This is a genomic window from Pseudogemmobacter bohemicus, from assembly GCF_003290025.1.
GTDB classification, from domain to species: Bacteria; Pseudomonadota; Alphaproteobacteria; order Rhodobacterales; family Rhodobacteraceae; genus Pseudogemmobacter; species Pseudogemmobacter bohemicus.
This window is the reverse complement of the sequence record NZ_QNHG01000001.1, coordinates 345712-367646: the sequence shown is the minus strand read 5'-3', so window position 1 is coordinate 367646 and position 21935 is coordinate 345712. Positions and strand designations below refer to the sequence as shown.

At 63.5% G+C, this 21935-nt stretch carries 21 protein-coding genes; 8 read left to right on the top strand and 13 right to left on the bottom strand.

The features are described 5' to 3' along the window. Nucleotides 1-5: 5 nt before the first annotated feature. Nucleotides 6-362 (top strand): hypothetical protein, encoded by a 357-nt coding sequence (locus tag DRF71_RS01650; RefSeq protein WP_157970868.1) that lies wholly within the window; start codon nt 6-8, stop codon nt 360-362. A 117-nt stretch (nt 363-479) separates the two neighbouring features. On the opposite strand, the gene ptsP is transcribed toward DRF71_RS01650, so the two are convergent. Then, entirely contained in the window at nt 480-2723 is a 2244-nt protein-coding gene (gene ptsP, locus DRF71_RS01645) for a phosphoenolpyruvate--protein phosphotransferase (RefSeq protein WP_112308885.1), read from the bottom strand. A 473-nt stretch (nt 2724-3196) separates the two neighbouring features. On the opposite strand from ptsP, the gene DRF71_RS27100 reads away from it, so the two are divergent. Continuing rightward, nucleotides 3197-3463 carry a hypothetical protein gene (locus DRF71_RS27100; RefSeq protein WP_157970867.1) on the top strand — a complete coding sequence of 89 codons (267 nt, stop codon included), beginning with the start codon at nt 3197-3199 and terminating at the stop codon, nt 3461-3463. Between the two features lie 323 nt (nt 3464-3786). Continuing rightward, entirely contained in the window at nt 3787-4701 is a 915-nt protein-coding gene (locus DRF71_RS01635) for a class I SAM-dependent methyltransferase (RefSeq protein ID WP_112308883.1), read from the top strand. Nucleotides 4702-4820: 119 nt separating this feature from the next. Here DRF71_RS01635 and DRF71_RS01630 read toward each other — a convergent pair whose 3' ends face one another. Then, on the bottom strand, nt 4821-6080 hold the full coding sequence (locus DRF71_RS01630; RefSeq protein WP_112309913.1) for an aspartate kinase: 1260 nt from the start codon (nt 6078-6080) through the stop codon (nt 4821-4823). Between the two features lie 256 nt (nt 6081-6336). Here DRF71_RS01630 and DRF71_RS01625 point away from each other — a divergent pair, with 256 nt between their 5' ends. Both DRF71_RS01625 and DRF71_RS01620 read left to right on the top strand, forming a co-directional pair. Then, nucleotides 6337-7218 carry an S-methyl-5'-thioadenosine phosphorylase gene (locus tag DRF71_RS01625; RefSeq protein WP_112308882.1) on the top strand — a complete coding sequence of 294 codons (882 nt, stop codon included), beginning with the start codon at nt 6337-6339 and terminating at the stop codon, nt 7216-7218. Between the two features lie 14 nt (nt 7219-7232). Beyond that, on the top strand, nt 7233-7766 hold the full coding sequence (locus DRF71_RS01620) for an adenine phosphoribosyltransferase (protein ID WP_112308881.1): 534 nt from the start codon (nt 7233-7235) through the stop codon (nt 7764-7766). Here DRF71_RS01620 and DRF71_RS01615 read toward each other — a convergent pair whose 3' ends face one another. The 10 genes from DRF71_RS01615 to coxB all read right to left on the bottom strand — a co-directional run bounded on the left by DRF71_RS01615 (nt 7767) and on the right by coxB (nt 17267). Continuing rightward, nucleotides 7767-9179, bottom strand: a complete 1413-nt coding sequence (locus DRF71_RS01615) for an FAD-binding oxidoreductase (RefSeq protein ID WP_112308880.1) — start codon at nt 9177-9179, stop codon at nt 7767-7769. A 123-nt stretch (nt 9180-9302) separates the two neighbouring features. Continuing rightward, complete coding sequence (locus DRF71_RS01610) at nt 9303-9893, bottom strand: GNAT family N-acetyltransferase (protein ID WP_112308879.1); 591 nt, start codon at nt 9891-9893, stop codon at nt 9303-9305. Beyond that, complete coding sequence (locus tag DRF71_RS01605) at nt 9893-11152, bottom strand: M16 family metallopeptidase (RefSeq protein ID WP_112308878.1); 1260 nt, start codon at nt 11150-11152, stop codon at nt 9893-9895. The genes DRF71_RS01610 and DRF71_RS01605 overlap by 1 nt, the downstream gene beginning before the upstream one ends. 172 nt (nt 11153-11324) lie before the next feature. Continuing rightward, nucleotides 11325-12719, bottom strand: a complete 1395-nt coding sequence (gene thrC / locus DRF71_RS01600; RefSeq protein ID WP_112308877.1) for a threonine synthase — start codon at nt 12717-12719, stop codon at nt 11325-11327. A gap of 11 nt (nt 12720-12730) precedes the next feature. Further along, entirely contained in the window at nt 12731-13396 is a 666-nt protein-coding gene (locus DRF71_RS01595; RefSeq protein ID WP_112308876.1) for an SURF1 family protein, read from the bottom strand. Between the two features lie 115 nt (nt 13397-13511). After that, the gene (locus DRF71_RS01590; RefSeq protein WP_112308875.1) at nt 13512-14378 is read right to left on the bottom strand and encodes a cytochrome c oxidase subunit 3; all 867 of its coding nucleotides are present in this window, start codon (nt 14376-14378) and stop codon (nt 13512-13514) included. A gap of 96 nt (nt 14379-14474) precedes the next feature. Continuing rightward, the gene (locus DRF71_RS01585; RefSeq protein ID WP_112308874.1) at nt 14475-15074 is read right to left on the bottom strand and encodes a cytochrome c oxidase assembly protein; all 600 of its coding nucleotides are present in this window, start codon (nt 15072-15074) and stop codon (nt 14475-14477) included. Then, nucleotides 15071-15277: a hypothetical protein gene (locus DRF71_RS01580; RefSeq protein WP_112308873.1), complete on the bottom strand. Its 207-nt coding sequence runs from the start codon at nt 15275-15277 to the stop codon at nt 15071-15073. The genes DRF71_RS01585 and DRF71_RS01580 overlap by 4 nt, the downstream gene beginning before the upstream one ends. 3 nt (nt 15278-15280) lie before the next feature. Then, nucleotides 15281-16225: a heme o synthase gene (gene cyoE / locus DRF71_RS01575; protein ID WP_112308872.1), complete on the bottom strand. Its 945-nt coding sequence runs from the start codon at nt 16223-16225 to the stop codon at nt 15281-15283. A gap of 82 nt (nt 16226-16307) precedes the next feature. Beyond that, nucleotides 16308-17267, bottom strand: a complete 960-nt coding sequence (coxB, locus tag DRF71_RS01570; RefSeq protein WP_112308871.1) for a cytochrome c oxidase subunit II — start codon at nt 17265-17267, stop codon at nt 16308-16310. Between the two features lie 184 nt (nt 17268-17451). Between coxB and tldD the strand changes: the two genes are divergently transcribed. Further along, nucleotides 17452-18876 (top strand): metalloprotease TldD, encoded by a 1425-nt coding sequence (gene tldD, locus DRF71_RS01565; protein ID WP_112308870.1) that lies wholly within the window; start codon nt 17452-17454, stop codon nt 18874-18876. Between the two features lie 315 nt (nt 18877-19191). Next, nucleotides 19192-19608 (top strand): hypothetical protein, encoded by a 417-nt coding sequence (locus DRF71_RS01560; RefSeq protein WP_112308869.1) that lies wholly within the window; start codon nt 19192-19194, stop codon nt 19606-19608. 16 nt (nt 19609-19624) lie between these two features. On the opposite strand, the gene murD is transcribed toward DRF71_RS01560, so the two are convergent. Continuing rightward, complete coding sequence (gene murD / locus DRF71_RS01555; protein WP_112308868.1) at nt 19625-21037, bottom strand: UDP-N-acetylmuramoyl-L-alanine--D-glutamate ligase; 1413 nt, start codon at nt 21035-21037, stop codon at nt 19625-19627. Between the two features lie 283 nt (nt 21038-21320). Between murD and DRF71_RS01550 the strand changes: the two genes are divergently transcribed. Next, nucleotides 21321-21917 carry an OmpW/AlkL family protein gene (locus tag DRF71_RS01550; RefSeq protein WP_112308867.1) on the top strand — a complete coding sequence of 199 codons (597 nt, stop codon included), beginning with the start codon at nt 21321-21323 and terminating at the stop codon, nt 21915-21917. The last annotated feature ends 18 nt before the right edge of the window (nt 21918-21935 follow it).

The window sequence follows — 21935 nt, the reverse complement described above, 5'->3', positions numbered from 1 at the left end:
CCCCGATGCGCTTCCCCCGTCTCCTTGCCCTTGCCACCGCCGCCTCGCTGACCCTCGGCTTCGCCCTGCCGGTCAAGGCCGATCTGGTGATCCAGGGCCGCGCCGCCCAGGCGCTGCATTGCGCCGCACTGCTCTTCATCGCCTCGGAAGAACTCTACCAGGCCGGCTATATCAGCCGCGCCGATTACAATGGCGCCCAGTCGGCCTCGGTCCGGATGCTCGATTATGTTCCCGGCACCAAAAACCAGAAAATCCAGGCCATGGGCCAGCGCTTTGAAAAGCTCCTCAGCCGCAAATCCCTGCCCGCTTTGATGCAGGAATTCGACGAAACCGCGCCCTGGTGCGGCAAGACTTTCCTCTGAAAGCCCTTTTCATCTGTCCATAAATATCCCGGGGGGTGAGCGGCTTTGGCCGCGAGGGGGGCTGGCCCCCCTCACCTTCCCGGGCTTTGACCGCGCGCCCCGCACCGCCGGTTCACCTCAGCCCGGCAGGCGGGCAAGCCATTCCATCAGCCGCGGCCGGACCGTCTCATCCCCCGCCGCGCGTCCCTCTTCGATCACCGCCCGCACCTCGGTCAGATCCACATTGCGGATCAGCGCCTTCACCGGCCCGACCGAGGCCGGCCGCATCGACAGCGCCCGAAACCCAAGCGCCGCCAGCACCAGCGCCTCGATGGGCCGCCCGGCATCCTCGCCGCAAAACGACAAAGGTGTCCCCGAGGCCGCACACCGCGCGATGATCTGCTCCAGAAAACTCAGAAAGCTGACATTCAGCGTATCATAGCGCCGCCTGACCCGTTCATTCTCGCGATCCGCCGCAAAGAAGAACTGCTTCAGGTCATTGCCGCCGACCGAGACGAAATCCACCGCATCGAAAAATGCCTGGGGCGCGAAGGCCAGCGAGGGCGTCTCGCACATGGCGCCGATCTCCAGCGTCGCCGGCACCGGATGGCCCAGCGATTTCTCGCGATGGATCTCGCGCAGCGCCTGTGACCGCGCCTCGATGAATTCGCCATATTCCGCGACAAAGGGGAACATCACCGTCAAAGGCCGCCCTGCCGCCGCCCGGATCAGCGCCTGCATCTGCATGCGCAGCACACCCGGCTTGTCGAGCCCCACCCGGATGGCGCGCCAGCCCATCGCCGGGTTCGGCTCGTCATTCGGTTTCATATAGGGCAGCACCTTGTCCGACCCGATATCAAGCGTGCGGAACGCCACTCTGCGCCCGCCCGCCGCCTCCAGCACACGGGTATAAAGCGAGGCCAGCTCGGCCCGTTTCGGCATCTTGTTGCGGATCAGGAATTGCAGTTCCGTGCGGAACAGCCCCACCCCTTCGGCGCCCGATCCCTCAAGGCTTGGCAGATCGGCCATCAGCCCCGCATTCATATGCAATGAGATCACCGCGCCGCATTTCGACTGCGCCGGCAGCCCTTTCAGCGAGGCATAGCGTTTCTGGGCTTCGGCCTGCATCGCGATCTTGTCGCGAAAGGCGCGCGAGACGGTCTCATCGGGGCGCAGATGCACGATGCCCTGATCGCCATCCACAAGGATATTGTCGCCGTTCAGCGCCTCGGCCGTAATCCGCTCGGCATGGATCACCAGCGGGATCGCCAGCGCCCGCGCCACAATTGCGGCATGCGACCCGACCGACCCCTCCTCCAGCACCACGCCTTTCAGCCGGCGGCCATATTCCAAAAGCTCCGCCGGGCCGATATTCCTCGCAATCAGGATCGGGTTTTCCGGCATCGCCGCGCCGGTATCGGCGCCCTGCCCGGTCAGGATCCGCAAGAGCCGGTTCGACAGATCGTCCAGATCCTGCAGCCTCTCGCGCAGATAGGCATCCGGCACCTGTTCCAGCCGCGCCCGCGCCGCCGATTGCTCTTTCTCCACCGCCGCCTCGGCCGAAAGGCCCAGCTGGATATCTTCCTCCATCCGCTTCAGCCAGCCGCGCGAATGGGCGAACATGCGATAGGCTTCGAGGACCTGTTTCTGATCCTTGTCCAGCTGCTCTGCCGCCAGCAGATCGTCGATCGAGATCCTGAGCTGCCCCACCGCATCGCGAATGCGGTCGATCTCGGTCAGCGGGTCATCGGCGACCGGGTTGGTGACGACGACGCGCGGCTCATGCAGCCAGACCTTGCCCTCCGAGGCCCCCTCCTGGCCCGAGGTGCCGCGAAACATCAGCGCCTGGCGGTGGATCGGGCGCCCGGTGCCGTCATCGCCGGCAAAAGCGCCCAGCTCGGTCATCTCGGCCAGCACCATCGCCACGACTTCCAGCGCGTCCAGCTCATCCTCGGAGAAGACCCGCGCCTCTTTCGACTGCACGACCAGCACACCCAGCTTCTCGCCCACCCGCTGCAAAGGCACCCCAAGGAAGGAAGAAAAAATCTCCTCCCCCGTCTCGGGCATAAAGCGGAACCCTTTTTCCGAGGGCGCATCGGCGGTGTTCACCGGCAGACCGGTGCGCGCGACCCGCCCGACAAGCCCCTCGCCCAGCCGCATGCGGGTCTTGTGGACAGCCGATTTCTTCAGCCCCTCGGTGGCGAACAGCTCAAGCGTTTCCTCATCGCGGAAGAGATAGATCGAACAAACCTCGGTCGCCATGGAATCGGCGATCAGATGGGTGATGCGGTCCAGCCGGTCCTGGCCCTTGCCGGGCATGGCCAGCACATCGCGCAACCGCCGTAGCAGCCTTCGGCTCTCACTCTCGGTCCGTTCGGGCATGATCGCGGTATGGCCTCCGTCAATGGGCGTCTCAGAGGATGTTTCGCCCCTTAGACCACAGCTTGACGACGAGGGAAACGTCCCGCTCACGCCGCAGCGCGGCAATCGGGCACAATGCCCGGATCCTGGGCAGTCATTGTCATAACGAAGCAGGATCAGTGTGAAGACGGAGCACTTGCGGCAACGCTTTGAACCCCCCGCTGCCTCAGGAACCAGCTACCCGCCGGGATCTGCGCCGCCGGTCATGCAAAAGCCGCAGCCAGGGTTTCAGCAACAAAGAAGGGTATAAGATGTTCAGGAAGTCCGGTCTTGTATTTCTGCTTTTCGGATCGGCATCCTGTGGAACCGTCAGTTCCGATGGCAGCGTGGCCTCGGGACCGCCCGGCCAGCCCCCCCTGATGACGGCCGAGCTCCGGAGGGCAACGCATACGGCGGTTGCCGCCTGTGCCGATGCCAGGACCACAGGAGCGCCTTTGTCACGCCTTGCCGCGCAAGGCTTCGTCGCGTGGCGCGGCGGGTATCGGGCTGCTATCGACAATCCGCTGATCTTTGCCGGGGATTCCTCGGTTTCGGTCGGGATTGACCGCAGAGGCGATTGTCGCGTCAGAACCACTCCGATCTACCCGATTGAGGTCCAGACTTTGCAATCCGTTACCGCTGCTGCCCTTGCTGGTCGCGGTTCGGCCCTGGATGTCAGGTTCGTTCGCAATGGCGACGGTTATGAAGTGGTGCTGAAATAGCGCAAGGCACCGGCATGCCACGTCTGCCTCATCCGTAACGAGAGAGCATTTGATTGCGAGTGAATGTCCGCTGCATCCCACATAGCCGCCACCCCCGGCACGGTCCGGCGCCAGGGGAGAAACCGCGCGCGCCGGGATCGACACAGAAAGCCCATTGCGCGCCTTCATATTTATGGTGACGTGATAAGGGCAGATGGTATCTGTCTGCCCCATATAAGCTGGCCATTCGTGCGGGGGGCTGATCATTGACGTCCGGTCCAGAGACTACCCGACTGTGCTCCCTTCCATGGGAGACCTTTGTTCTCAGGAATGATGGGGCGCCGATGATCGCCCCCTGCAGGCATTTTGAGCAAGGATGGCCAGCAGAGGACCTGCCTCAGTGCGATGCCGGTTTGCGCGCCTTGCGTCGGAACCTTCTGACCGGCGCCCTGCCTCGGCCCTGCCAGACATGCCCGACACAGCCGGAATGCACCACCACCGAACTCCGTGACAGGATAACGCTGCTGGAGCTGGTGGATGAAAATCGCGAAGTTGAAGCCGTCATCAATGCCCTGCGGTCTCGTGACTGTGTGCCGTCACATGACCTGATGTATCGGGTGGCGCATACCCGCACAGGCTATCAGTTCATCGGCAGTGGCCTGGTCAATCTGTTCGAGATGCTTCCGGTGTTGACACCGCATCTCATCTTGCCTGTGCAGCATCTTCTGGACTGGGGCTGCGGCTGTGGGCGGCTGGCACGTCATCTTATCGGGGATCCGCGCTTCACCACCTATACCGGCTGCGACATTGACACCGAGGCCGTAGAGTGGTGCCGCGCGCATCTGGCTGGCGGCACATTTCTGACGATCCCGCCGGAGCCACCGGTTGCTCTGGCAGCCGGGACATTCACCGCAGTCATCGGTTACTCTGTTATGACCCATCTGGAACGCCATCTTCAGCTTCGGTGGCTGACCGAGCTGCGCCGCCTGACAGCGCCCGGCGCAGTCCTTGCCCTGACCGTTCATGGCGAAGCGGCCGCCGCACGCAATGGGCTGGCCACGCGACTATCGAAGGAAGGCATTATTGACGAAATCCCGGATGTGACTTTGCAAAACGTCGCACCTGCTGGCTACTATCGGACGACATACCAAAGCCGCGCCTACACCGAAATGCACTGGGGGGCGCTATTCGAGGTACTGGAATACCGAGCCGGGGCGATTCTGGATTATCAGGACATTGTCGTCTTGCGCCGGCAGTGACTTTGCCGTGCATGTCGAATGACTGCTCCGTCCCGCAAAGCAGACATCGCCGCATCACCTTTCCCGAAATGCAAAACGCCCCGCGACAGGCGGGGCGTTCTGAGGAAACGAGATATTGTTCAGGCCTTTTCCAGCTCGAACGCGTCATGCAGCGCCTGCACGGCCAGCTCCATATATTTGCGGTCGATCAGCACCGAGATCTTGATCTCGGAGGTCGCGATGACCTTGATATTGATATTCTCGGCGGCCAGCGCCCTGAAGGTGCGCGCCGCAACCCCGGCATGGGAGCGCATGCCGATCCCCACAACCGAGACCTTGGCCACATCGGTGTCAATGATCAGCTCGTCATAGGCGATCTCGCCGCGCGCCTTCGCCTCTTCCATCGCCTTTTTGGCGCGCTCGACCTGGTTGATCGGGCAGGAGAAGGTCATGTCGGTGACGGCACCCGAGTGGCGCTCGTCATAATCCTTTTCCGAGATGTTCTGGACGATCATATCCACATTGACCCCGGCCTCGGCCAGAGGGCCAAAGATCGCCTGGGCGACGCCCGGACGGTCTTCGATGGTGAAAAGCGTGATCTTCGCCTCTTCGCGCGAGAAGGCGACGCCGCTTACGACTTTCGATTCCATGATTTCCTCCTCGTCACAGACCAGGGTTCCAGAGTTCTCGTCGGTATCCTCGAACGAGGACAGCACCCGCAGGCGCACCTTGTAGCGCATCGCCAGCTCGACCGAGCGCGTCTGGAGGACCTTCGCGCCCAGCGAGGCCAGTTCCAGCATTTCCTCGAAAGCGATCTTGTCGAGCTTTTTGGCTTTCGAGCTGACACGCGGATCGGTGGTATAGACACCATCGACATCGGTATAGATATCGCAACGCTCGGCGCCGAAAGCAGCGGCAAAGGCCACGGCGGTGGTGTCCGAGCCGCCCCGGCCAAGGGTGGTGATCCGGCCCTCGGTGGAAATCCCCTGGAAGCCCGCCACAACCGCGACCCGGAACCCTTCCGCGAATTTCGCATCGAGATTGTCGCGCGGGATCGAGACGAACCGCGCCGAGCTATGCGCCGAGGTGGTGTTGATCGGCACCTGCCAGCCCTGCCAGGACCGGGCAGGCACGCCCATTTCCTGCAAACGCAGCGCCATCAGCCCGGCGGTGACATTCTCGCCCGATGCCACGACGGCGTCATATTCGCGCGCATCGTAGAGTTTCGAGGTTCCCTCGACCCAGCCGACCAGCTCATTGGTCTTGCCAGACATGGCGCTGACGATGACGATCACGTCATAGCCGCGCTCGACCTCTTTTTGCACCTTCTTCGCGGCATTCGCGATACGGTCGAGATCGGCGACAGAAGTGCCCCCGAATTTCATCACCAGAAGCGGCATCCGCACCCCCCCGAGCCTGTTCCAGAGCGCGCGCAAAGCACCCGCCAAAATCGCGCGTTTCCTATAGTCAGCGCTGGTCAGGCGCAAGGGGCTGGCGGCATTTCCCGATGGGAATCGTCGGATGCCTCCGGCGGGAGTATTTTTCTCAAGAGGAAATCCCTTTCCCCTTGACCCAAATACTCATTCCGAAATCGGCCATCCCTTGCCGCATTGCGGCAGGGGCGCTAGTTTCCCCCCGCAGCAGAAAGGATCAGAGATGCAAGACATCAACGGGCAGACCATGATCGGGGTAATCGGCGGCTCGGGTGTCTATCAGATCGACGGGCTGGAGGGCGCCTCATGGGTCCGTTTGGAAACGCCCTGGGGTGATCCGTCGGATGAGATCCTGATCGGGCGGCTTGGCGATCTGCCGATTGCCTTCCTGCCCCGGCATGGGCGCGGCCATGTTCACAGCCCATCCTCTGTCCCTTATCGCGCCAATATCGACGCACTGAAGCGGATCGGCTGCACCGATATCCTGGCGGTCTCGGCGGTGGGGTCGCTGCGAGAGGACCGCGCTCCGGGCGAATTCGTGCTGGTCGATCAGTTCATCGACCGTAGTTTCGCCCGCGAGAAAAGCTTTTTCGGCGAGGGTCTTGTCGGCCATGTCGGCTTCGCGCATCCGACCTGTGCGCGGCTGGGGGATCGGGTGGCAGAGGCGGCCGGATCAGCCGGCATCGCGATCCATCGCGGCGCCACCTATCTCGCGATGGAGGGACCGCAATTCTCCACCCTGGCCGAAAGCCGTCTCTACCGGCAATGGGGCGCCGATCTGATCGGGATGACCGCAATGCCAGAGGCCAAACTCGCCCGCGAGGCCGAGCTCTGCTATGCCAGTCTCGCTATGGTGACCGATTACGATTGCTGGCATCCCGACCACGATGCGGTGGATGTGGCGGCGGTGATCGCCACCCTGACCGCCAATGCCAGCAAAGCGCGCGCGGTGGTGGCGGCGTTGCCGGCGGCGCTTGGCATCACGCGCGCACCCTGCCCCTGCGGCTGCGACCGCGCGCTTGCAACCGCGCTGATGACCGCCCCCGCAAAACGCGATCCAAAACTGGTGGCAAAGCTTGACGCCATTGCCGGCCGCCTGTTGTAACCGGAAGATCCGAGATGCAAAAATCTGTACGCGACTATATCCGAACCATCGTCGATTTCCCGCATGAGGGGATCCTCTTTCGCGATGTGACCACGCTTTTCGCCGATCCGCGCGGCTTTCGCATGTGTATCGACCAGCTGCTGGCGCCCTATGCCGGGATGCGGATCGACAAGGTTGTGGGGCTTGAGGCGCGCGGCTTCATCCTTGGCGGCGCGGTGGCGCATCAGCTTTCCACCGGTTTCGTGCCGGTCCGCAAAAAGGGCAAGCTGCCGGGCCAGACCATCTCACAGGCCTATCAGCTGGAATATGGCGAGGCGGTGGTCGAGATCCATGAGGATGCGCTTTTGGCCGGTGAGCGGGTGCTGCTGGTCGATGACCTGCTGGCGACCGGTGGCACGGCAGCGGCCGGGATCTCGCTGATCGAACGGCTGGGCGCCGAAGTGATCGGCTGCGCCTTCGTGGTTGACCTGCCCGATCTGGGCGGGCGCAAAAAGCTTGAGGCGATGGGCATGGAGGTCCATTGCCTTTGCGCCTTTGAAGGGCTCTGATCAGAGCGGCAGCACCACGCCCGGATTGAGGATGCCCTTCGGGTCCAGCGCCGTCTTGATCCGGCGCATCATGGCAAGCCGGGTCGGGTCACCGAAGCGCTGCAGCTCGGCCACTTTCAGCCGGCCGATGCCATGTTCGGCCGAGATGCTGCCCTCCATCGCCACGACCATCTCATGCACCAGATCCGACAGCGCCGGCGCAACATCGGCATAATCGGCGCGGCTCTGGCCACGCGCGGGAAACAGGTTGAAATGCAGATTGCCATCGCCGAGATGGCCGAAACAGTTGATCCTGATATCGGCGATTGCGGCAAGGCGCGGGCCGGCCTCGCGGATGAAAGCGGGGATCGCCCCCAGCGGCAGCGACACATCATGGCTGGAGATCGAGCCCAGCCTGCGATTGGCATCCGGGATGGTCTCGCGCAGCGCCCAGAGGTGATCGGCCTGGGCCTCAGAGGCGGCAATCACCCCGTCCAGCACAAGGCCGAGATCGGCGCCCTGCTCATAAAGCGAGGCCATCGCCGCCTCGGCATCCAGCGCCGCAGGCAGGCCCAGTTCGACCAGCACCAGCCAGTCCGGCAGCGGATCAAAGGGCGCGCGCAGATCAAAGCCGGTCTCGGCCAGGAAATCGAACCCCATGCGCGACATCAGCTCAAAGCCCGAGACCAGGCCGCCCAGCTCAGCCTCGGAAAGCCTCAGAAGATCCTGCGCGGCTTCTGGCGAAGGCACCGCCAGCAAAGCAACAACGCGCTTTTTCGGGATGGGGAAAAGCCGCAGCGCAGCGGCGGTGATCACCGCAAGGCTGCCCTCGGATCCGAGAATCAGATCGCGCAGATCATAGCCGGAATTGTCCTTCCGAAGCCGTTTGAGCCCCGAGATCACCTCACCCGAGGCCAGCACGGCCTCAACGCCAAGACAGAGCTCCCGCGCGGTGCCGTAACGCAGCACCTGGGTGCCACCGGCATTGGTCGCAAGCGTTCCCCCGATTGTCGCCGTGCCCTCAGACGCGAGCGAAAGCGGGAAGAGCCGCCCCGCCTCGCGCGCCGCATGCTGCACCGAGGCGAGCGTCATCCCCGCCTCGACGGTGATCGTGTTCTCCCCCGGCCAGACGCCGCGCAAAGCGGTGAGCTTTTCCAGCGAGAGGATCAGTGGCAGCGGACCTTCAGGCATGACCTGCCCCGAGACAAGGCCGGTGCCGCCGCCCCAGGGAAGAACCGGCACTGCGGCGGCATGACAGGCGGCAAGGATCTGTGACACTTCGGCAGTGCTGCGGGGCATGGCAACCGGCCCGGGCCGGCCCTGCCATTTGCCACGCGGCTCGGTAAGATGGCGGGGCCCGGCCGGGCGCAGGCGGCCCTCGGGAAGACCCGCCGCCAGCGTGGCAAGAAAACCATCATCAACCGGATTGAGCATGTTCCAGTTCCTCTTCCGCTTTTTTTCACCCCACGCGACCCCGATTTCTTCAAAGAAATCGGTCCGGAGTTTTGAAAAACTCCGGTTCCGCGCTATGGCTGGCCGCCCACATCCGGGCGGGCCTCAGGCAGGCCCCACATCGGTCCGCCCGCGCCGATCCGTGCGCAGGCAGGAATAAAGCACATGGTTGCGCCAGCGCCCGTTGATCTGCAGATAGGCCTGGGCCACACCCTCATATTTGAAGCCGGTCTTTTCCAGGACCCCGCGCGAGGCAAGATTTTCCGGCAGACAGGCGGCCTCGATCCGGCTCAGATCCAGCCGGGTAAAGGCATGATGCACAATGCTCTGAATCGCCTCACGCATATAGCCCTGACGGGCGAAGGCTTCGCCCACCCAATAGCCCAGCGTCCCCGTCTGGGCCGGCCCGCGCCGGATATTGTCCAATGTGATCGAACCGACGATCTGCTGATCCTCGCGCCGCAGCATCACCAGCGGCAGGGCGCTGCCCTGGGCCTCGGCGCGGCGCGCCCAGTAGACGCGGCCGGAAAAACTGCGCCGCGACAGGTGCTGGTCTGACCAGACCGGCTCCCAGGGTTTCAGAAAGCCCTCACTTTCGGCCCTCAGCACGCTCCATTGCCGCCAGTCGTCATGGATCGGCAGACGCAGCGTCAGCCGCTCGGTCTCGATCCTGACCCTGCGCGTCAGGCCAAGCATTACGCCCGCATCCCTGCCATCATCGCATCCAGCCCAGGCGCGTCGGAAATCGGACCATAAACCGCCAGCGCGGCCTTGCCCTGCAACACACGGGCGCCCTGCTCGCGCACCATCTCAAGGCTGACAGAGCCGATCTTTGCCACTGCCTCATCCAGATCGGGCACCCGGTCCCAGATCGCCAGCAGACGCGCATTGCGTTCGGCCCGCGACGAGGGACTCTCAAGCCCCATCACCAGCCCCGCCGTCAATTGCGCCTTTGCCCGCGCGACCTCGGCCTCAGACATATCCTCGGCCGAGCGCCGCAGCTCGGCGACGGTCAGCTCGGCCAGCGCGCCGATCTCTTCGCCAGAGGTGCCGGCATAGATGGTGACATGGCCGGTATCCTCATAGGCAGCCGGCTGGGCATGGATCGAATAGCACAGCCCCCGCTCTTCGCGAATCTTCTGGAACAGACGCGAGGACATGCCGCCCCCCATCGCCGTGGTCCAGACCTGCGAGGCCCAGACACCCGGATCACGAAAACCCGGCGCTTCAAGGTTGAACGCGAAATGCGCCTGTTCGAGATCCTTCTCCTCACGCCGCTCGCCGGCAGTGAAATGCGCGGGCTCGGGCGCCTCATTCCCGACCCCCGGCAGATCGCCGAACAGCGCCTCGGCCCGTTTCAGGATCTCGTCATGGCTGATCCCGCCGGCCGCCGAAAGGATCATCCGGTCCGGCCCGTAATGGCGCGCGACAAAGCCCAGAAAATCCTCGCGGCGGAACGACGAGACCCGTTCTTCCGGCCCCAGAATGGTGCGCCCGAAGGCCTGGGCGGGATAGCTGACCTCATGCAGCCAGTCGAAGATCACGTCGTCGGGCGTATCATTGGACTGGCCGATCTCCTGCAGGATCACATGGCGCTCGGTCTCGATATCGGCCGGATTGAAGAGTGGGTTGAGGACGATATCCGCGATCACCTCCAGCGCGCGCGGCACATCCTCGGACAGGCAACGCGCATAATAGGCGGTCATCTCGCGCGAGGTATAGGCGTTGATATAGCCGCCGACATCCTCGATCTCCTCGGCGATCCTCAGCGCCGAGCGCGACGGCGTCCCCTTGAAAGCCATATGCTCAAGGAAATGCGCGACACCATTCTGTGCCGCCGTCTCATGCCGGCCGCCCGCGCCGACCCAGATCCCAACCGAGGCCGATTTCAGGCCCGGCATGGATTCGGTGACAATGCGAAATCCGTTGGAAAGCGTATGTATCTGGACGGTCAAGGCTGGTTCCGTTCGCATGCGAGGCAATCGGGGCGTCTTACACCCGGGCAAAGCGCTAGAAAAGGGGGCGCTGCCCCCGTCTGCCTTTCGGCAGCCTCCCCCGGAGTATTTTCATCAAGAGGAAATGCCGTCTTCCTCTTGACTGAAATACTCCCGCCGGAGGCATCCGCATTCAGCCCAGGCGCGCGCGGATCAGATCTTTGAGCCCACCCAGATCATTCGGCACCCGGGTGACACGTTCATTGCGGTCAAAGAGGTCGGCCATCCGGGGCGGCAGGCCCGGGCGGATGCCGGTAGCCTTTGCCACCGCATCGGGGAATTTGGCCGGATGCGCGGTCGCCAGCGTCACCATGGGAATCTCCGGGTTGCGGCTCTGGTGTTTGGCTCCGACAGTCACGCCCACGGCGGAATGCGGGCAGAGGAGCTCTCCGGTTTCCGCCAGCGTTGCCGCGATGGTCTCATAGGTGCGCTCTTCGGTGACCGAACCGCTGTCATAGACCGCCGCAAGTGCGGTCATGGCATTTTGCGAGAGGCGGAAGCCGCCCTTTTCCGACAGCTCAGCCATCAGTTCGCGGATCGCGGCGCCATCCTTGCCATGCGCCCAGAACAGTGCCCGCTCAAAGTTCGACGAGACCTCGATATCCATCGACGGGCTGATCGTCGGCACCACGCCGTGTTTCGTATACGAGGCGCTCTCCATGCAGCGGTGCAGGATGTCGTTTTCATTGGTGGCGATCACCAGCCGTTTGATCGGCAACCCCATTTCGCGCGCGATAAACCCCGCGAAGACATCGCCGAAATTGCCGGTCGGCACCGTGAAGCTGATCTCGCGATCAGGGGCCCCAAGCGCCAGGGCGGCATGGAAGTAATAGACCACCTGCGCCAGCACCCGCGCCCAGTTGATCGAGTTCACCCCTGCCAGCCGCACGCCGTCGCGGAACTCGAAATCATTGAACATGTCTTTCAGGCGGGCCTGGCAATCGTCGAAATCGCCCTCCAGCGCCAGCGCATGGACATTGGCCTCTGACGGTGTCGTCATCTGGCGGCGCTGCACCTCGGATACGCGGCCATGCGGGAAAAGGATGAAAACATCCACATTCTTCAGGCCCCGGAAGGCCTCGATCGCGGCAGAGCCGGTATCACCCGAGGTGGCGCCGACGATGGTGATCCGCTCTCCGGTCCGGGCCAGCGCTGCCTGCATCATCTGCCCGATGATCTGCATGGCGAAATCCTTGAACGCCAGCGTCGGGCCGTGGAAGAGCTCCATCAGGAAATGGTTTGGTCCCAGCTGCACCAGCGGCGCGCGGGCGTTATGGCCGAAACCGGCATAGGCTTTGGCCAGCAGGCTGCGAAATTCATCATCCCGGAAGAAATCGCCGATGAAGGGTTTCATCACATGGAAGGCGAGATCCTCGTAGGACAGACCGCGCAAAGCCGCGATGCCTTGCTTCGTGAAATGCGGCACCTTCTCGGGGACATAAAGGCCGCCATCGCGGGCAAGGCCCGTCATCATCGCTTCGCCGAAACCGAGAACCGGTGCCTGGCCGCGTGTCGAGATATATCGCATGAATTCGCCCTTCAGACCTTGCGCGTCCTGATACGCCAGAGCCAGTAGAGTGTCATCCCCGCCCAGACAAGGGCCAGACCGAACCAGGTCACCGCATAGCCGAGGTGATCGTTCCGGAAAGCCGCCGTCGCGGGCTGCGCGGTCACGCCGTCGCCGGTATCCTCGCGGGCGATCACCAGCACGGGTTCGGTGTCCAACGCCGCAGCCATCGCCGTGACATCACGGCCGAACCACATATTCGCGGCAATATCCGGCGCCGGGGTCGAGGAGGTGACGTCATCGGGCCAGTTCAGATTGCCGGTGACCCTGGCCGGATGGCCGCTGCGGGGCGTATTGCGGGCCGCCTCGGTGACATAGCCGCGATCAACCATGATGCGGCGGCCATCATCGGTAATGAAGGCGGTGATGATGCGAAATCCCGGCCCCGCTTCGCGGGTCGAGGTCAGGACATGGACCTCATCGGTCAGGAAAGCCCCGCTCACCACCACCGGGCGGTAGCGGTCGGCCTCCGGATCGGGGGCTGCGGGCAAAGGCACCGGCGCCAGCTCTATCATCTGCGCGGCATCGGCGATCAGACCCTCTTTCCAGTCCAGCCGCTCCAGCTGCCAAAAACCGAAGCGCAGCAGCACCGCAGTGCCGCATACACCAATCATCAGCACGAAAAGGATCTGCCGCATCGGGCTCTCCGGACAACAAGCGGAATGGAAAACGCGGACCCCGTTCACGAGGCCCGCGTCGCAGTCATGTCATGTGACGGGGCTTACTGATCGCCGGTTTTACTGATCGCCGGTCTTATTGGCCCCAGACATAGATCACGAAGAAGAGGAAGAGCCAGACCACATCGACGAAGTGCCAGTACCAGGCCGCAGCCTCGAAACCGACATGGTTCGCCTGGGTGAAATGGCCATTCAGCGCGCGAATCAGACAGACGAAGAGGAAGATCGTCCCCATGATGACGTGGAAGCCGTGGAAGCCGGTCGCCATGTAGAAAGCGCCGCCATAGACCGAGGGCGCGCCTTCGGCATTATTGGCGAAACCAAAGGCGGCATGGCTGTATTCATAGGCCTGCAGGAAGGTGAAGACCACCCCGAACGCGACGCCAAGGGCGAGGCCGTTGATCATATCCTTGCGGTTGTTTTCATGCACGAGCGCATGGTGTGCCCAGGTCACGGCACAGCCAGACAGGAGCAGGATCAGCGTGTTGATCAGCGGCAGATGCCAGGGGTCGAAGGTCTCGATACCGGCGGGCGGCCATGTGCCATCGACCCAGGGGTAGCCTTCGGTCAGCGGATAGAGCTTGATCTTGAAAAACGCCCAGAACCAGGCCGAGAAGAACATCACTTCGGACAAGATGAAAAGGATCATGCCATAGCGCAGGCCGATACGGACGACCGGGGTATGGTCGCCGGTCTGGCCTTCATTGGTCATCGCCGCGAACCAGCCGAACATGCAGTAAAGCACGACCGCAAGCCCGATCAGGAAGACCCAGGGATTATGAGCAGTGGCCTTCAACAGCGCGCTGCTGTCTTCCAGCACCTCAACCCGGGCGCCCTGCCAGAGCACACCGCCAAGCAGCATGATGAAGGCGCCGACCGCAAGCGCGAAAGGCCAGATCGACGGTGGCAGAATATGGTAATCGTGGTTCTTTGCGTGGGCCATGGCCGGTTCCGTTCCCTCGTATCCTTTAACAGGCGTCTTCTTTCAGTTCCGTTAACGCAGCCCGACCCGCCGGGCCGCGCCCCGCATCATTGGTCATCAGTTGGTGGAAGCGGCAGATGCCGCCCCGGTATCATTTTGCGTCGCGGCACTGCCTTCAGGCAGGTCCGTGCTGTGGAACGTATAGCTCAGCGTGATCTCTTTCAGGACCTTGCCCTCGGGATCGTCCATGATCGACGGATCGACATAGAAGCTGACCGGCATCATCACCCGCTCGCCCGGTTGCAGCACCTGCTGTTCAAAGCAGAAGCAATGCACCTTGACGAAATAGCCGCCCGCCGCATAGGGCGCGACATTATAACTGGCTGTGCCCGCAGTGACGGCATCGGTCGGGTTATAGGCCTCGTAAAAGGCCAGCGCATTCTCACCGATCTTCACCTTCATCTCGGTCAGCTCGGGGCGGAATTCCCAGGGCATTCCGACCGCGCGTGAGGCGTCGAAACGGATGGTGATCTCACGCTCCAGCATCGAGGAGGAGGGCTCCGGCGAGACCAGCACGGTGCCGCCGAACCCGGTCACCCGGCAGAACCAGTTATAAAACGGCACCGCCGCAAAGGAGAGGCCAAGCATCACCGGCACCACCCCGGCAAGGATCAGTCCGGTCCTCCGATGCGGGCTCCTGGGGGTCTGCCTGCTCATGGCGTGGCCCCGGCGGCGGCCGGCGTGTCAGTCGTGCGCTCGGCCGTGGGTATATGGTCAAAGCCCTGCACAGGCTCACCGCGCTGAATCTTGACCACGGTAAGCCAGAAGACCAGTACGACAAAGGCCAGTAAAAGGCCCGCTACGCCGAAATTGCGGCCAAAGCGCCGCTTGTGCAGCTCATGTGTGGGTTGCAGTGCCATGTCTCACCAGCCTCCGAAGCCATAGGGGCGCAAAGCCGCCTCGGCAAGGAATGCACCGAAATGCAGGAAAAGATAGAGGATCGAAAAGGCGAAGAAACGTTTTTCGATCCGGTAGCCATCGGCCTGGGCGGTCTCTTCGTCGCGGCGCCAGATGATGATGGCACCCAGAAGGAAGATCGCGTTCAGCGCCACCGCCACCGCCAGCGTCAGCGGCCCGCCAATGGAAGTCATCGCCGCCCAGAGCGGCACCGGGATCAGCAGCAGCGTATAGACGAGGATATGGTTGCGCGTCGATTTCTTGCCATGCGTCACGGTCAGCATCGGCACTTTGGCCTTGGAATAGTCGCTGTTGATGAACAGCGCCAGCGCCCAGAAATGCGGCGGCGTCCACATGAAGATCAGCGCGAACATCAGCACCGCCTCAAGGCTGACCGACCCGGTCGCCGCCACCCATCCAATCATCGGAGGGAAGGCCCCGGCCGCGCCGCCGATCACGATATTCTGCGGCGTCCAGCGCTTGAGCCACATCGTATAGATGACGGCATAGAAGAAGATGGTGAATGCCAGCAGCGCCGCCGCCAGCAGGTTGGTCGCGAGCCAGAGCATCAGCACCGAAAGGCCCGACAGCGCAAGGCCGATCCCGAGCGCTTCGCCCGGCTCGACCCGGCCCGAGGGAACGGGGCGGGCTTGCGTGCGGCGCATCACCGCGTCGATATCCGCATCCCACCACATATTCAGCGCGCCAGAGGCACCCGCGCCAAGCGCGATGAACAGGATCGCCGAAAAGGCCTCGACCGGGTGCAGACGCACCGGCGCGACCAGCAGACCGACCAGCGCGGTGAACACCACCAGCGACATCACGCGCGGCTTCAGCAGCTGCACATAATCACCGAAACTGCCCTCACCGGGCCCGCTTGCCGAACGCTCATATGAGCCGGTATCGCTCATTCCATCCCACCTTCACCTTGCGCGAAGAGGCCGCAGCTGTCGCCCGGCCCCTGCCCTGGGGTTCACTCCAACCGCAGTCGTCTCAGTTCGACGCCAGCGAGACAGAGGCATCCGTCGCCGGCGTATTGGCCAGTACGACCTCGCCCGTGGACGCCGCCTGTTTCGCCCAGGCGTCATAGGCCTCCTGCGAGACGACCTTGACCGTGATCGGCATATAGGCGTGATCCTTGCCGCACAGCTCTGAGCACTGGCCGAAATAGATGCCCTCTTTATCGGCCTCGAACCAGGCCAGAGCGATACGACCGGGAACCGCGTCCTGCTTCACGGCGAAAGCCGGAATGGTCCAGGAATGGATCACGTCGGAACCGGTGATCTGCAGCAGGATCTTTTTGCCGACCGGAACCACCATCGCGGTGTCGGTCGCCAGCAGGAACTGCTCTTTGGCATAGCCGGCCAGCTCAAGACCCTTGATCGCATCGGCGGTCAGGGTGCCGTTGCCGACAAGTTTGGTGCCGTCTTCCAGCGTCTGATCCCAGGCATTGCCGCCGATCATATAGCTGCCGAAGGAAACCGCCGATCCGCTCTCATCCAGGATCTGCGGATATTCGTAGGTCCAGTTCCACTGGTTGCCCGTGATTTTGATCACCACATCGCCTTCGGGGAAGGTCTGCTGCTTTTTCAGCGCCGGCATCGAATAGACGCCGATCACGATCAGGATGATGATCGGCACCAGGGTCCAGGCGATTTCCAGCGGCGTATTATGGGTGAATTTGCGCGGCACCGGATTCGAGCGGCTGTTGAAGCGGACGATCACGATCAGCAACAGCACCATCACAAAAATGGTCACAATGGTGATGATCCACAGCACCATATTGTCAAGGAAGTGCTTGTCATTCGCCAGCTCGGTCGCAGCCGTCTGTAAATTGACGCCGCGATCTTGAGGCTGGCCAATGATTTCAAGGGTCTGTGCCATGGCAGACCCGGAGGCCAGTGCCGCAAAGCCTGCAAGGGCCGCGCCCTTCAGAGTGGTCATAACACGCATGTCTCGTCCCGCTTCTGGGTGCGGCCTGTTGCCGCTGCCTTGAGGGAACCCCGCCCTTCCAGTCACGAAGCGGTGAGGAATCCCATTGTTTCCGCTGTCGTTCAAACCATATTGGGCGCAGGACGACAAGAGAAACCATGATGCCGCAGGCCGGCCAGGTTGACGTGAATCAAGGACATGCCCGATGAGCACCGCCCCTTTCCGCCCTTTCGAGGACAAACTCGACGAATCTGCCGCGCTTGGCCTGTTGCGTGAGGCCACCGCCGGCGCCGATGATGGCGAGCTTTTCCTCGAACGCCGCCGGGGCGAGAGCCTCGTGCTGGATGACGGCCGCATCCGCAATGCAAGCTATGACGCGAGCGAGGGTTTCGGCCTGCGCGCGGTCCGGGGCGAGGTGGCGGGCTATGCCCATTCGACCGAGATCTCGGAATCGGCGCTCAGGCGCGCGACGGGGACAGCACGGCTGGCGGTTGGCGGTGGTGGTGGCGTGCTGGCCCCCCCTCCCCCCGGCACCAATCACCATCTCTATCAGGCGGTCAATCCGCTGGAGGATACCTCTTTCGCCGGCAAGATCGACATTCTGAAAGAGATCGACGCCTTTGCCCGCGATCAGGATACCCGGGTGGTCCAGGTCTCGGCATCGCTGTCCGCGAGCCTCCAGGAGGTCGAGATCCTGCGCCCCGAAGGGCTGCGGCTGTCCGATATCCGCCCGATGGCGCGGCTGAATGTCTCGGTGATCCTTGAGGAAAACGGCCGGCGCGAAAGTGGCACCCATGGTGGCGGCGGCCGGCATGGGCTGGCGGAATTGTTGTCGCCCGCGAACTGGAAAGCCGCCATCCTTGAGGCAATCCGCATCGCGCGTGTCAATCTGACGGCGGTGCCCGCCCCTGCCGGGATGATGGATGTGGTGCTTGGACCAGGCTGGCCGGGCATCCTGCTCCATGAAGCGATCGGCCACGGGCTTGAGGGCGATTTCAACCGCAAACAGACCTCGGCCTTTGCCGGATTGATGGGGCAGCAGATTGCGGCGCGCGGCGTGACCGTCCTGGATGACGGCACGCTGCCCGACCGGCGCGGCTCGCTGACCTTTGACGATGAGGGCACACCTTCGGGGAAGAATGTGCTGATCGAGGACGGGGTGCTGGTCGGCTATATGCAGGACCGCCAGAATGCGCGGCTGATGGGGGTGACGCCCACCGGCAACGGGCGGCGCGAAAGCTATGCCCATATCCCGATGCCCCGGATGACCAATACCTATATGCTGGCCGGCCAGGATGATCCGGCGGCGGTGCTTGCCGATCTGAAAGACGGAATCTGGGCGGTGGGTTTCGGCGGCGGCCAGGTCGATATCACCTCGGGCAAATTCGTGTTCAGCTGCACCGAGGCCTACCGCGTCAGAAACGGCCAGGTCGGCGAGGCGATCCGGGGCGCCACGCTGATTGGCGACGGTGCCACCGCGCTGAAAGGCATCCGCGCGATCGGCAATGACCTGAAGCTGGATCCCGGCATCGGCAATTGCGGCAAGGCCGGGCAATGGGTGCCGGTTGGTGTCGGCCAGCCGACGCTGATGATCGGCGGGCTGACCGTTGGCGGACAAAAGGCGGCCTGACGGGTCCCCGGGCCGCACGGCCGCCGCAGGGCCATCCTGGCACGCGGCGCCGCAAGGCGCCCCGGCGCACAGACGCCGCAAGGGACCCCGGCGCGCAGCCGCCGAAAAGCCTCCGGTTCGGGCAGGCGCCGCAAAGCGCCCGGGCGGACTGCCGCCTGATCCTGTGCCGGTGATTGCAGGATCGGGCGGTTGCAGGCTAGACCCTGATCCGGAAACCGCTCTGCCGCGCCCTGGCTCCGCGCCCCCTGCAAGGGCCGCAGAGCCGATGCCGCGCCGGCAGCGGGGGGACTGTGCCGTGAGTTCAGGGAGCCAGTATTGAGCCTTATCGTTTCTGCCCCGCGCGGCCTCCGGATCATCGGTATCAAAACGCTGATCTTCACCACCCTGGCCTGGTGCCTGCTGCCGGCACTGCCGGGCGGTATCGGCTGGATCGTGATGGATCTGGGGCTGGGAGGCGGCAATGCGGGCGACCGCGCGGCGCTGCAGATGCTCTTCTATCTCATGCTGCTTTCACCGCTGGTCTCCGGCCCGTTCTGGATCGCCATCGGCATCGGCACCGCCCTCTTTTGCCGCTATGGCGCCTATGGCTCGCTGACCGCGCTGGTCTGGGGGGCGATTTTCGGAGCTGGCTCGGTGGTCTCCACCGGCGTGCCGGAGCTGATCGTGCTAGGCGCCATCCTTGCGACCTTTCACCGCTTTTCGCTGGCGGTGCTGCGGCCAGAAGCGTTCTGAGACGTTCCGGGCGCCGCTAAGGCAGCACGATCCCCGGCAGCGCCCGCACGAGGCGGGTGAAATCCTCACCGCGCTTCTCGAAATTCGGGTATTGGTCGAAACTCGCCGCCGCCGGGGCCAGCAGCACGACCTCGCCCGCCCCGGCCTCTTCGGCCGCGCGGGCCACGGCGCGTTCCATCGTCTCGCAGATCTCATGCGGGGTCTGGCCGATCTGCAACGCGAAATCGCGGGCGGAATGGCCGATCAGATAGGCTTTCACCACCGATCCGAGATCCGGGCCGAGGCTTTCAATCCCACCTTCCTTGCCCATACCGCCGGCGATCCAGCGGATTTTCGGGAAAGCGCGCAGCGCCATCGCAGCGCTGTCGACGTTGGTGGCTTTGGAATCATTGATGAATTTGACACCTTCACGGCTGCCGATCAGCTGGCTGCGATGGGGAAGGCCCGCGAAACTCGCCAAAGCGCCCTCGATCAGCTGCGGCGCCAGCCCCAGCGTCCGTGCCACCGCCCAGGCCGCACAGGCATTCTGATGGTTATGCGCGCCCGGCAGCCCCGCAATGCCGCGCAGATCGACCGAGGCCATTTGCCTGCCCCGCCGCCATTCCGCCAGAAACCCCTTCCTCGCAAAAACCGACCAGGCAAAGCCCTCAAGTTTCGACCCCGAGGAAATCCGGATCACCCGGTCATCCCCTGCGCCCTGGGCCAGCTGCCCGGCGAGGAACCGCCCCTCGACCTCATCCACCCCGATCACTGCGCGATCCGGGCCCCCTTCGGCGAAAAGCCGGCGCTTGGCCGCAAAATAGCCGCCCATGCCGCCATGGCGGTCGAGGTGATCGGGCGAGAGATTGGTGAAAACCGCCACATCCGGCGTCAGCGCGCGCGCAAGATCGGTCTGGTAGGAGGAGAGTTCCAGCACCAGCACCTCGCCATCCTGCGGCGGGTCAATCGACAGCACCCCCTTGCCGATATTGCCGGCCATCTGGGTCGGACGCCCCGCCACCTCAAGGATATGATGGATCAGCGCCGTGGTGGTCGATTTCCCGTTCGAGCCGGTGACACAGACCACTTTCGGCACCTGGTCGAAATCATCCCACTCCGCGCCGCCCCAGGACTGGAAGAAGAGGCCGATATCATTGTCGACCGGCACCCCCAGCTCCAGCGCGCGGGCGATGATCGGATTGGGCTTCGGGTAGAGATGCGGGATCCCGGGCGAGGTCACCAGACAGGCCACGCCCTCCAGCGCGGTGTTGCGGGTGAGATCGGTGAGGGCAAAACCCTCTGCCTCGGCAAGCCCGCGCGATTCCGGGCTGTCATCCCACAAAAGCGGCTCTGCCCCCCCGGCGATCAGCGCCCGCGCGGTGGCCAGGCCTGACCGCCCCAGCCCCAGAACCGCAACCTTTTGCCCCTGATAGCCCCGTACCGGAATCATCTCTGCCGCCCGCCATTTCTGCCCTGCCCCTCCCACCCTGAGGGGCCCATTTTCCGCCGCGACAATGCGCCAGCCGCCAGGCCGACGCAAGGCGGCCGGGCGGCGACCTGTAGGGCGGCCAGAGGGTGACCGGCGGGCGAGCCGGCGCCTGGTGGCGCAAGCGTGGCCGGGGGGAGGCGGGCCAATCTGTCGCAGCCCCAGTAAAGGCCCGTTTGACCTGCCTCAAAGCCGGTGCGGCACCAGGCGCTATGCCTTGCTCTGTGGAAAACAGAAAGTAACGGTTATGAAACACCTCTCCGCCGCCCTTCTCGCCGCCCTTCTTACGGCCTCCCCCGCTTTGGCCCAGGATGCCGGAACCATCACCCTCGGCTTCGGTCTCGGCATCGTTGCGCCAAAGGACAATAACGGCGCGCTTGCCGGGATGGAGTCGAACATCGGCAACAACACCCGCCCGATCCTGACGCTGGAATATTTCATCCGCGACAATATCGGCATCGAGCTGCTGGGCGCCGCCCCCTTCAAACATGACATCAGCCTTGCCGGCCTTGGCGAGATCGGTTCGACCAAACATCTGCCGCCAACCCTCAGCGTGAACTGGCATATCCCGACCGGCGGCAAGCTGACCCCGTTTGTCGGCCTCGGCGTGAACTATACCAAATTCTTCGAGGAGAAATCTTCACTCGGCACGCTGAAGATCAAAGAGAGCTTTGGTCTCGCCGCGACCCTCGGCATCGATTACGCGCTGAATGAGAAGGCCGCGCTGCGCGCCGATATCCGTTACATCGACATCGACAGCGATGTGGTTCTGAACGGCGCCAATATCGGCAAGGTGAATATCGATCCGCTGGTCGCAAGCGTTTCCTATGTGATGAAGTTCTGAAGCCTCTGCTCCCCGGGG

Bases quoted from the DNA above. Each gene is read 5' to 3' on its own strand.
- DRF71_RS01620 (WP_112308881.1), top strand. From the start codon at position 7,233: ATGCAAAAATCTGTACGCGACTATATCCGAACCATCGTCGATTTCCCG.
- thrC (WP_112308877.1), bottom strand. From the start codon at position 12,719: ATGCGATATATCTCGACACGCGGCCAGGCACCGGTTCTCGGTTTCGGC.
- coxB (WP_112308871.1), bottom strand. From the start codon at position 17,267: ATGCGTGTTATGACCACTCTGAAGGGCGCGGCCCTTGCAGGCTTTGCG.
- DRF71_RS01615 (WP_112308880.1), bottom strand. From the start codon at position 9,179: ATGCTCAATCCGGTTGATGATGGTTTTCTTGCCACGCTGGCGGCGGGT.
- DRF71_RS01590 (WP_112308875.1), bottom strand. From the start codon at position 14,378: ATGGCCCACGCAAAGAACCACGATTACCATATTCTGCCACCGTCGATC.
- DRF71_RS01635 (WP_112308883.1), top strand. From the start codon at position 3,787: ATGATCGCCCCCTGCAGGCATTTTGAGCAAGGATGGCCAGCAGAGGAC.
- DRF71_RS01610 (WP_112308879.1), bottom strand. From the start codon at position 9,893: ATGCTTGGCCTGACGCGCAGGGTCAGGATCGAGACCGAGCGGCTGACG.
- DRF71_RS01585 (WP_112308874.1), bottom strand. From the start codon at position 15,074: ATGAGCAGGCAGACCCCCAGGAGCCCGCATCGGAGGACCGGACTGATC.
- DRF71_RS01625 (WP_112308882.1), top strand. From the start codon at position 6,337: ATGCAAGACATCAACGGGCAGACCATGATCGGGGTAATCGGCGGCTCG.
- murD (WP_112308868.1), bottom strand. From the start codon at position 21,037: ATGATTCCGGTACGGGGCTATCAGGGGCAAAAGGTTGCGGTTCTGGGG.
- DRF71_RS01650 (WP_157970868.1), top strand. From the start codon at position 6: ATGCGCTTCCCCCGTCTCCTTGCCCTTGCCACCGCCGCCTCGCTGACC.
- ptsP (WP_112308885.1), bottom strand. From the start codon at position 2,723: ATGCCCGAACGGACCGAGAGTGAGAGCCGAAGGCTGCTACGGCGGTTG.
- tldD (WP_112308870.1), top strand. From the start codon at position 17,452: ATGAGCACCGCCCCTTTCCGCCCTTTCGAGGACAAACTCGACGAATCT.
- DRF71_RS01630 (WP_112309913.1), bottom strand. From the start codon at position 6,080: ATGCCGCTTCTGGTGATGAAATTCGGGGGCACTTCTGTCGCCGATCTC.
- cyoE (WP_112308872.1), bottom strand. From the start codon at position 16,225: ATGAGCGATACCGGCTCATATGAGCGTTCGGCAAGCGGGCCCGGTGAG.
- DRF71_RS01550 (WP_112308867.1), top strand. From the start codon at position 21,321: ATGAAACACCTCTCCGCCGCCCTTCTCGCCGCCCTTCTTACGGCCTCC.
- DRF71_RS01595 (WP_112308876.1), bottom strand. From the start codon at position 13,396: ATGCGGCAGATCCTTTTCGTGCTGATGATTGGTGTATGCGGCACTGCG.
- DRF71_RS01580 (WP_112308873.1), bottom strand. From the start codon at position 15,277: ATGGCACTGCAACCCACACATGAGCTGCACAAGCGGCGCTTTGGCCGC.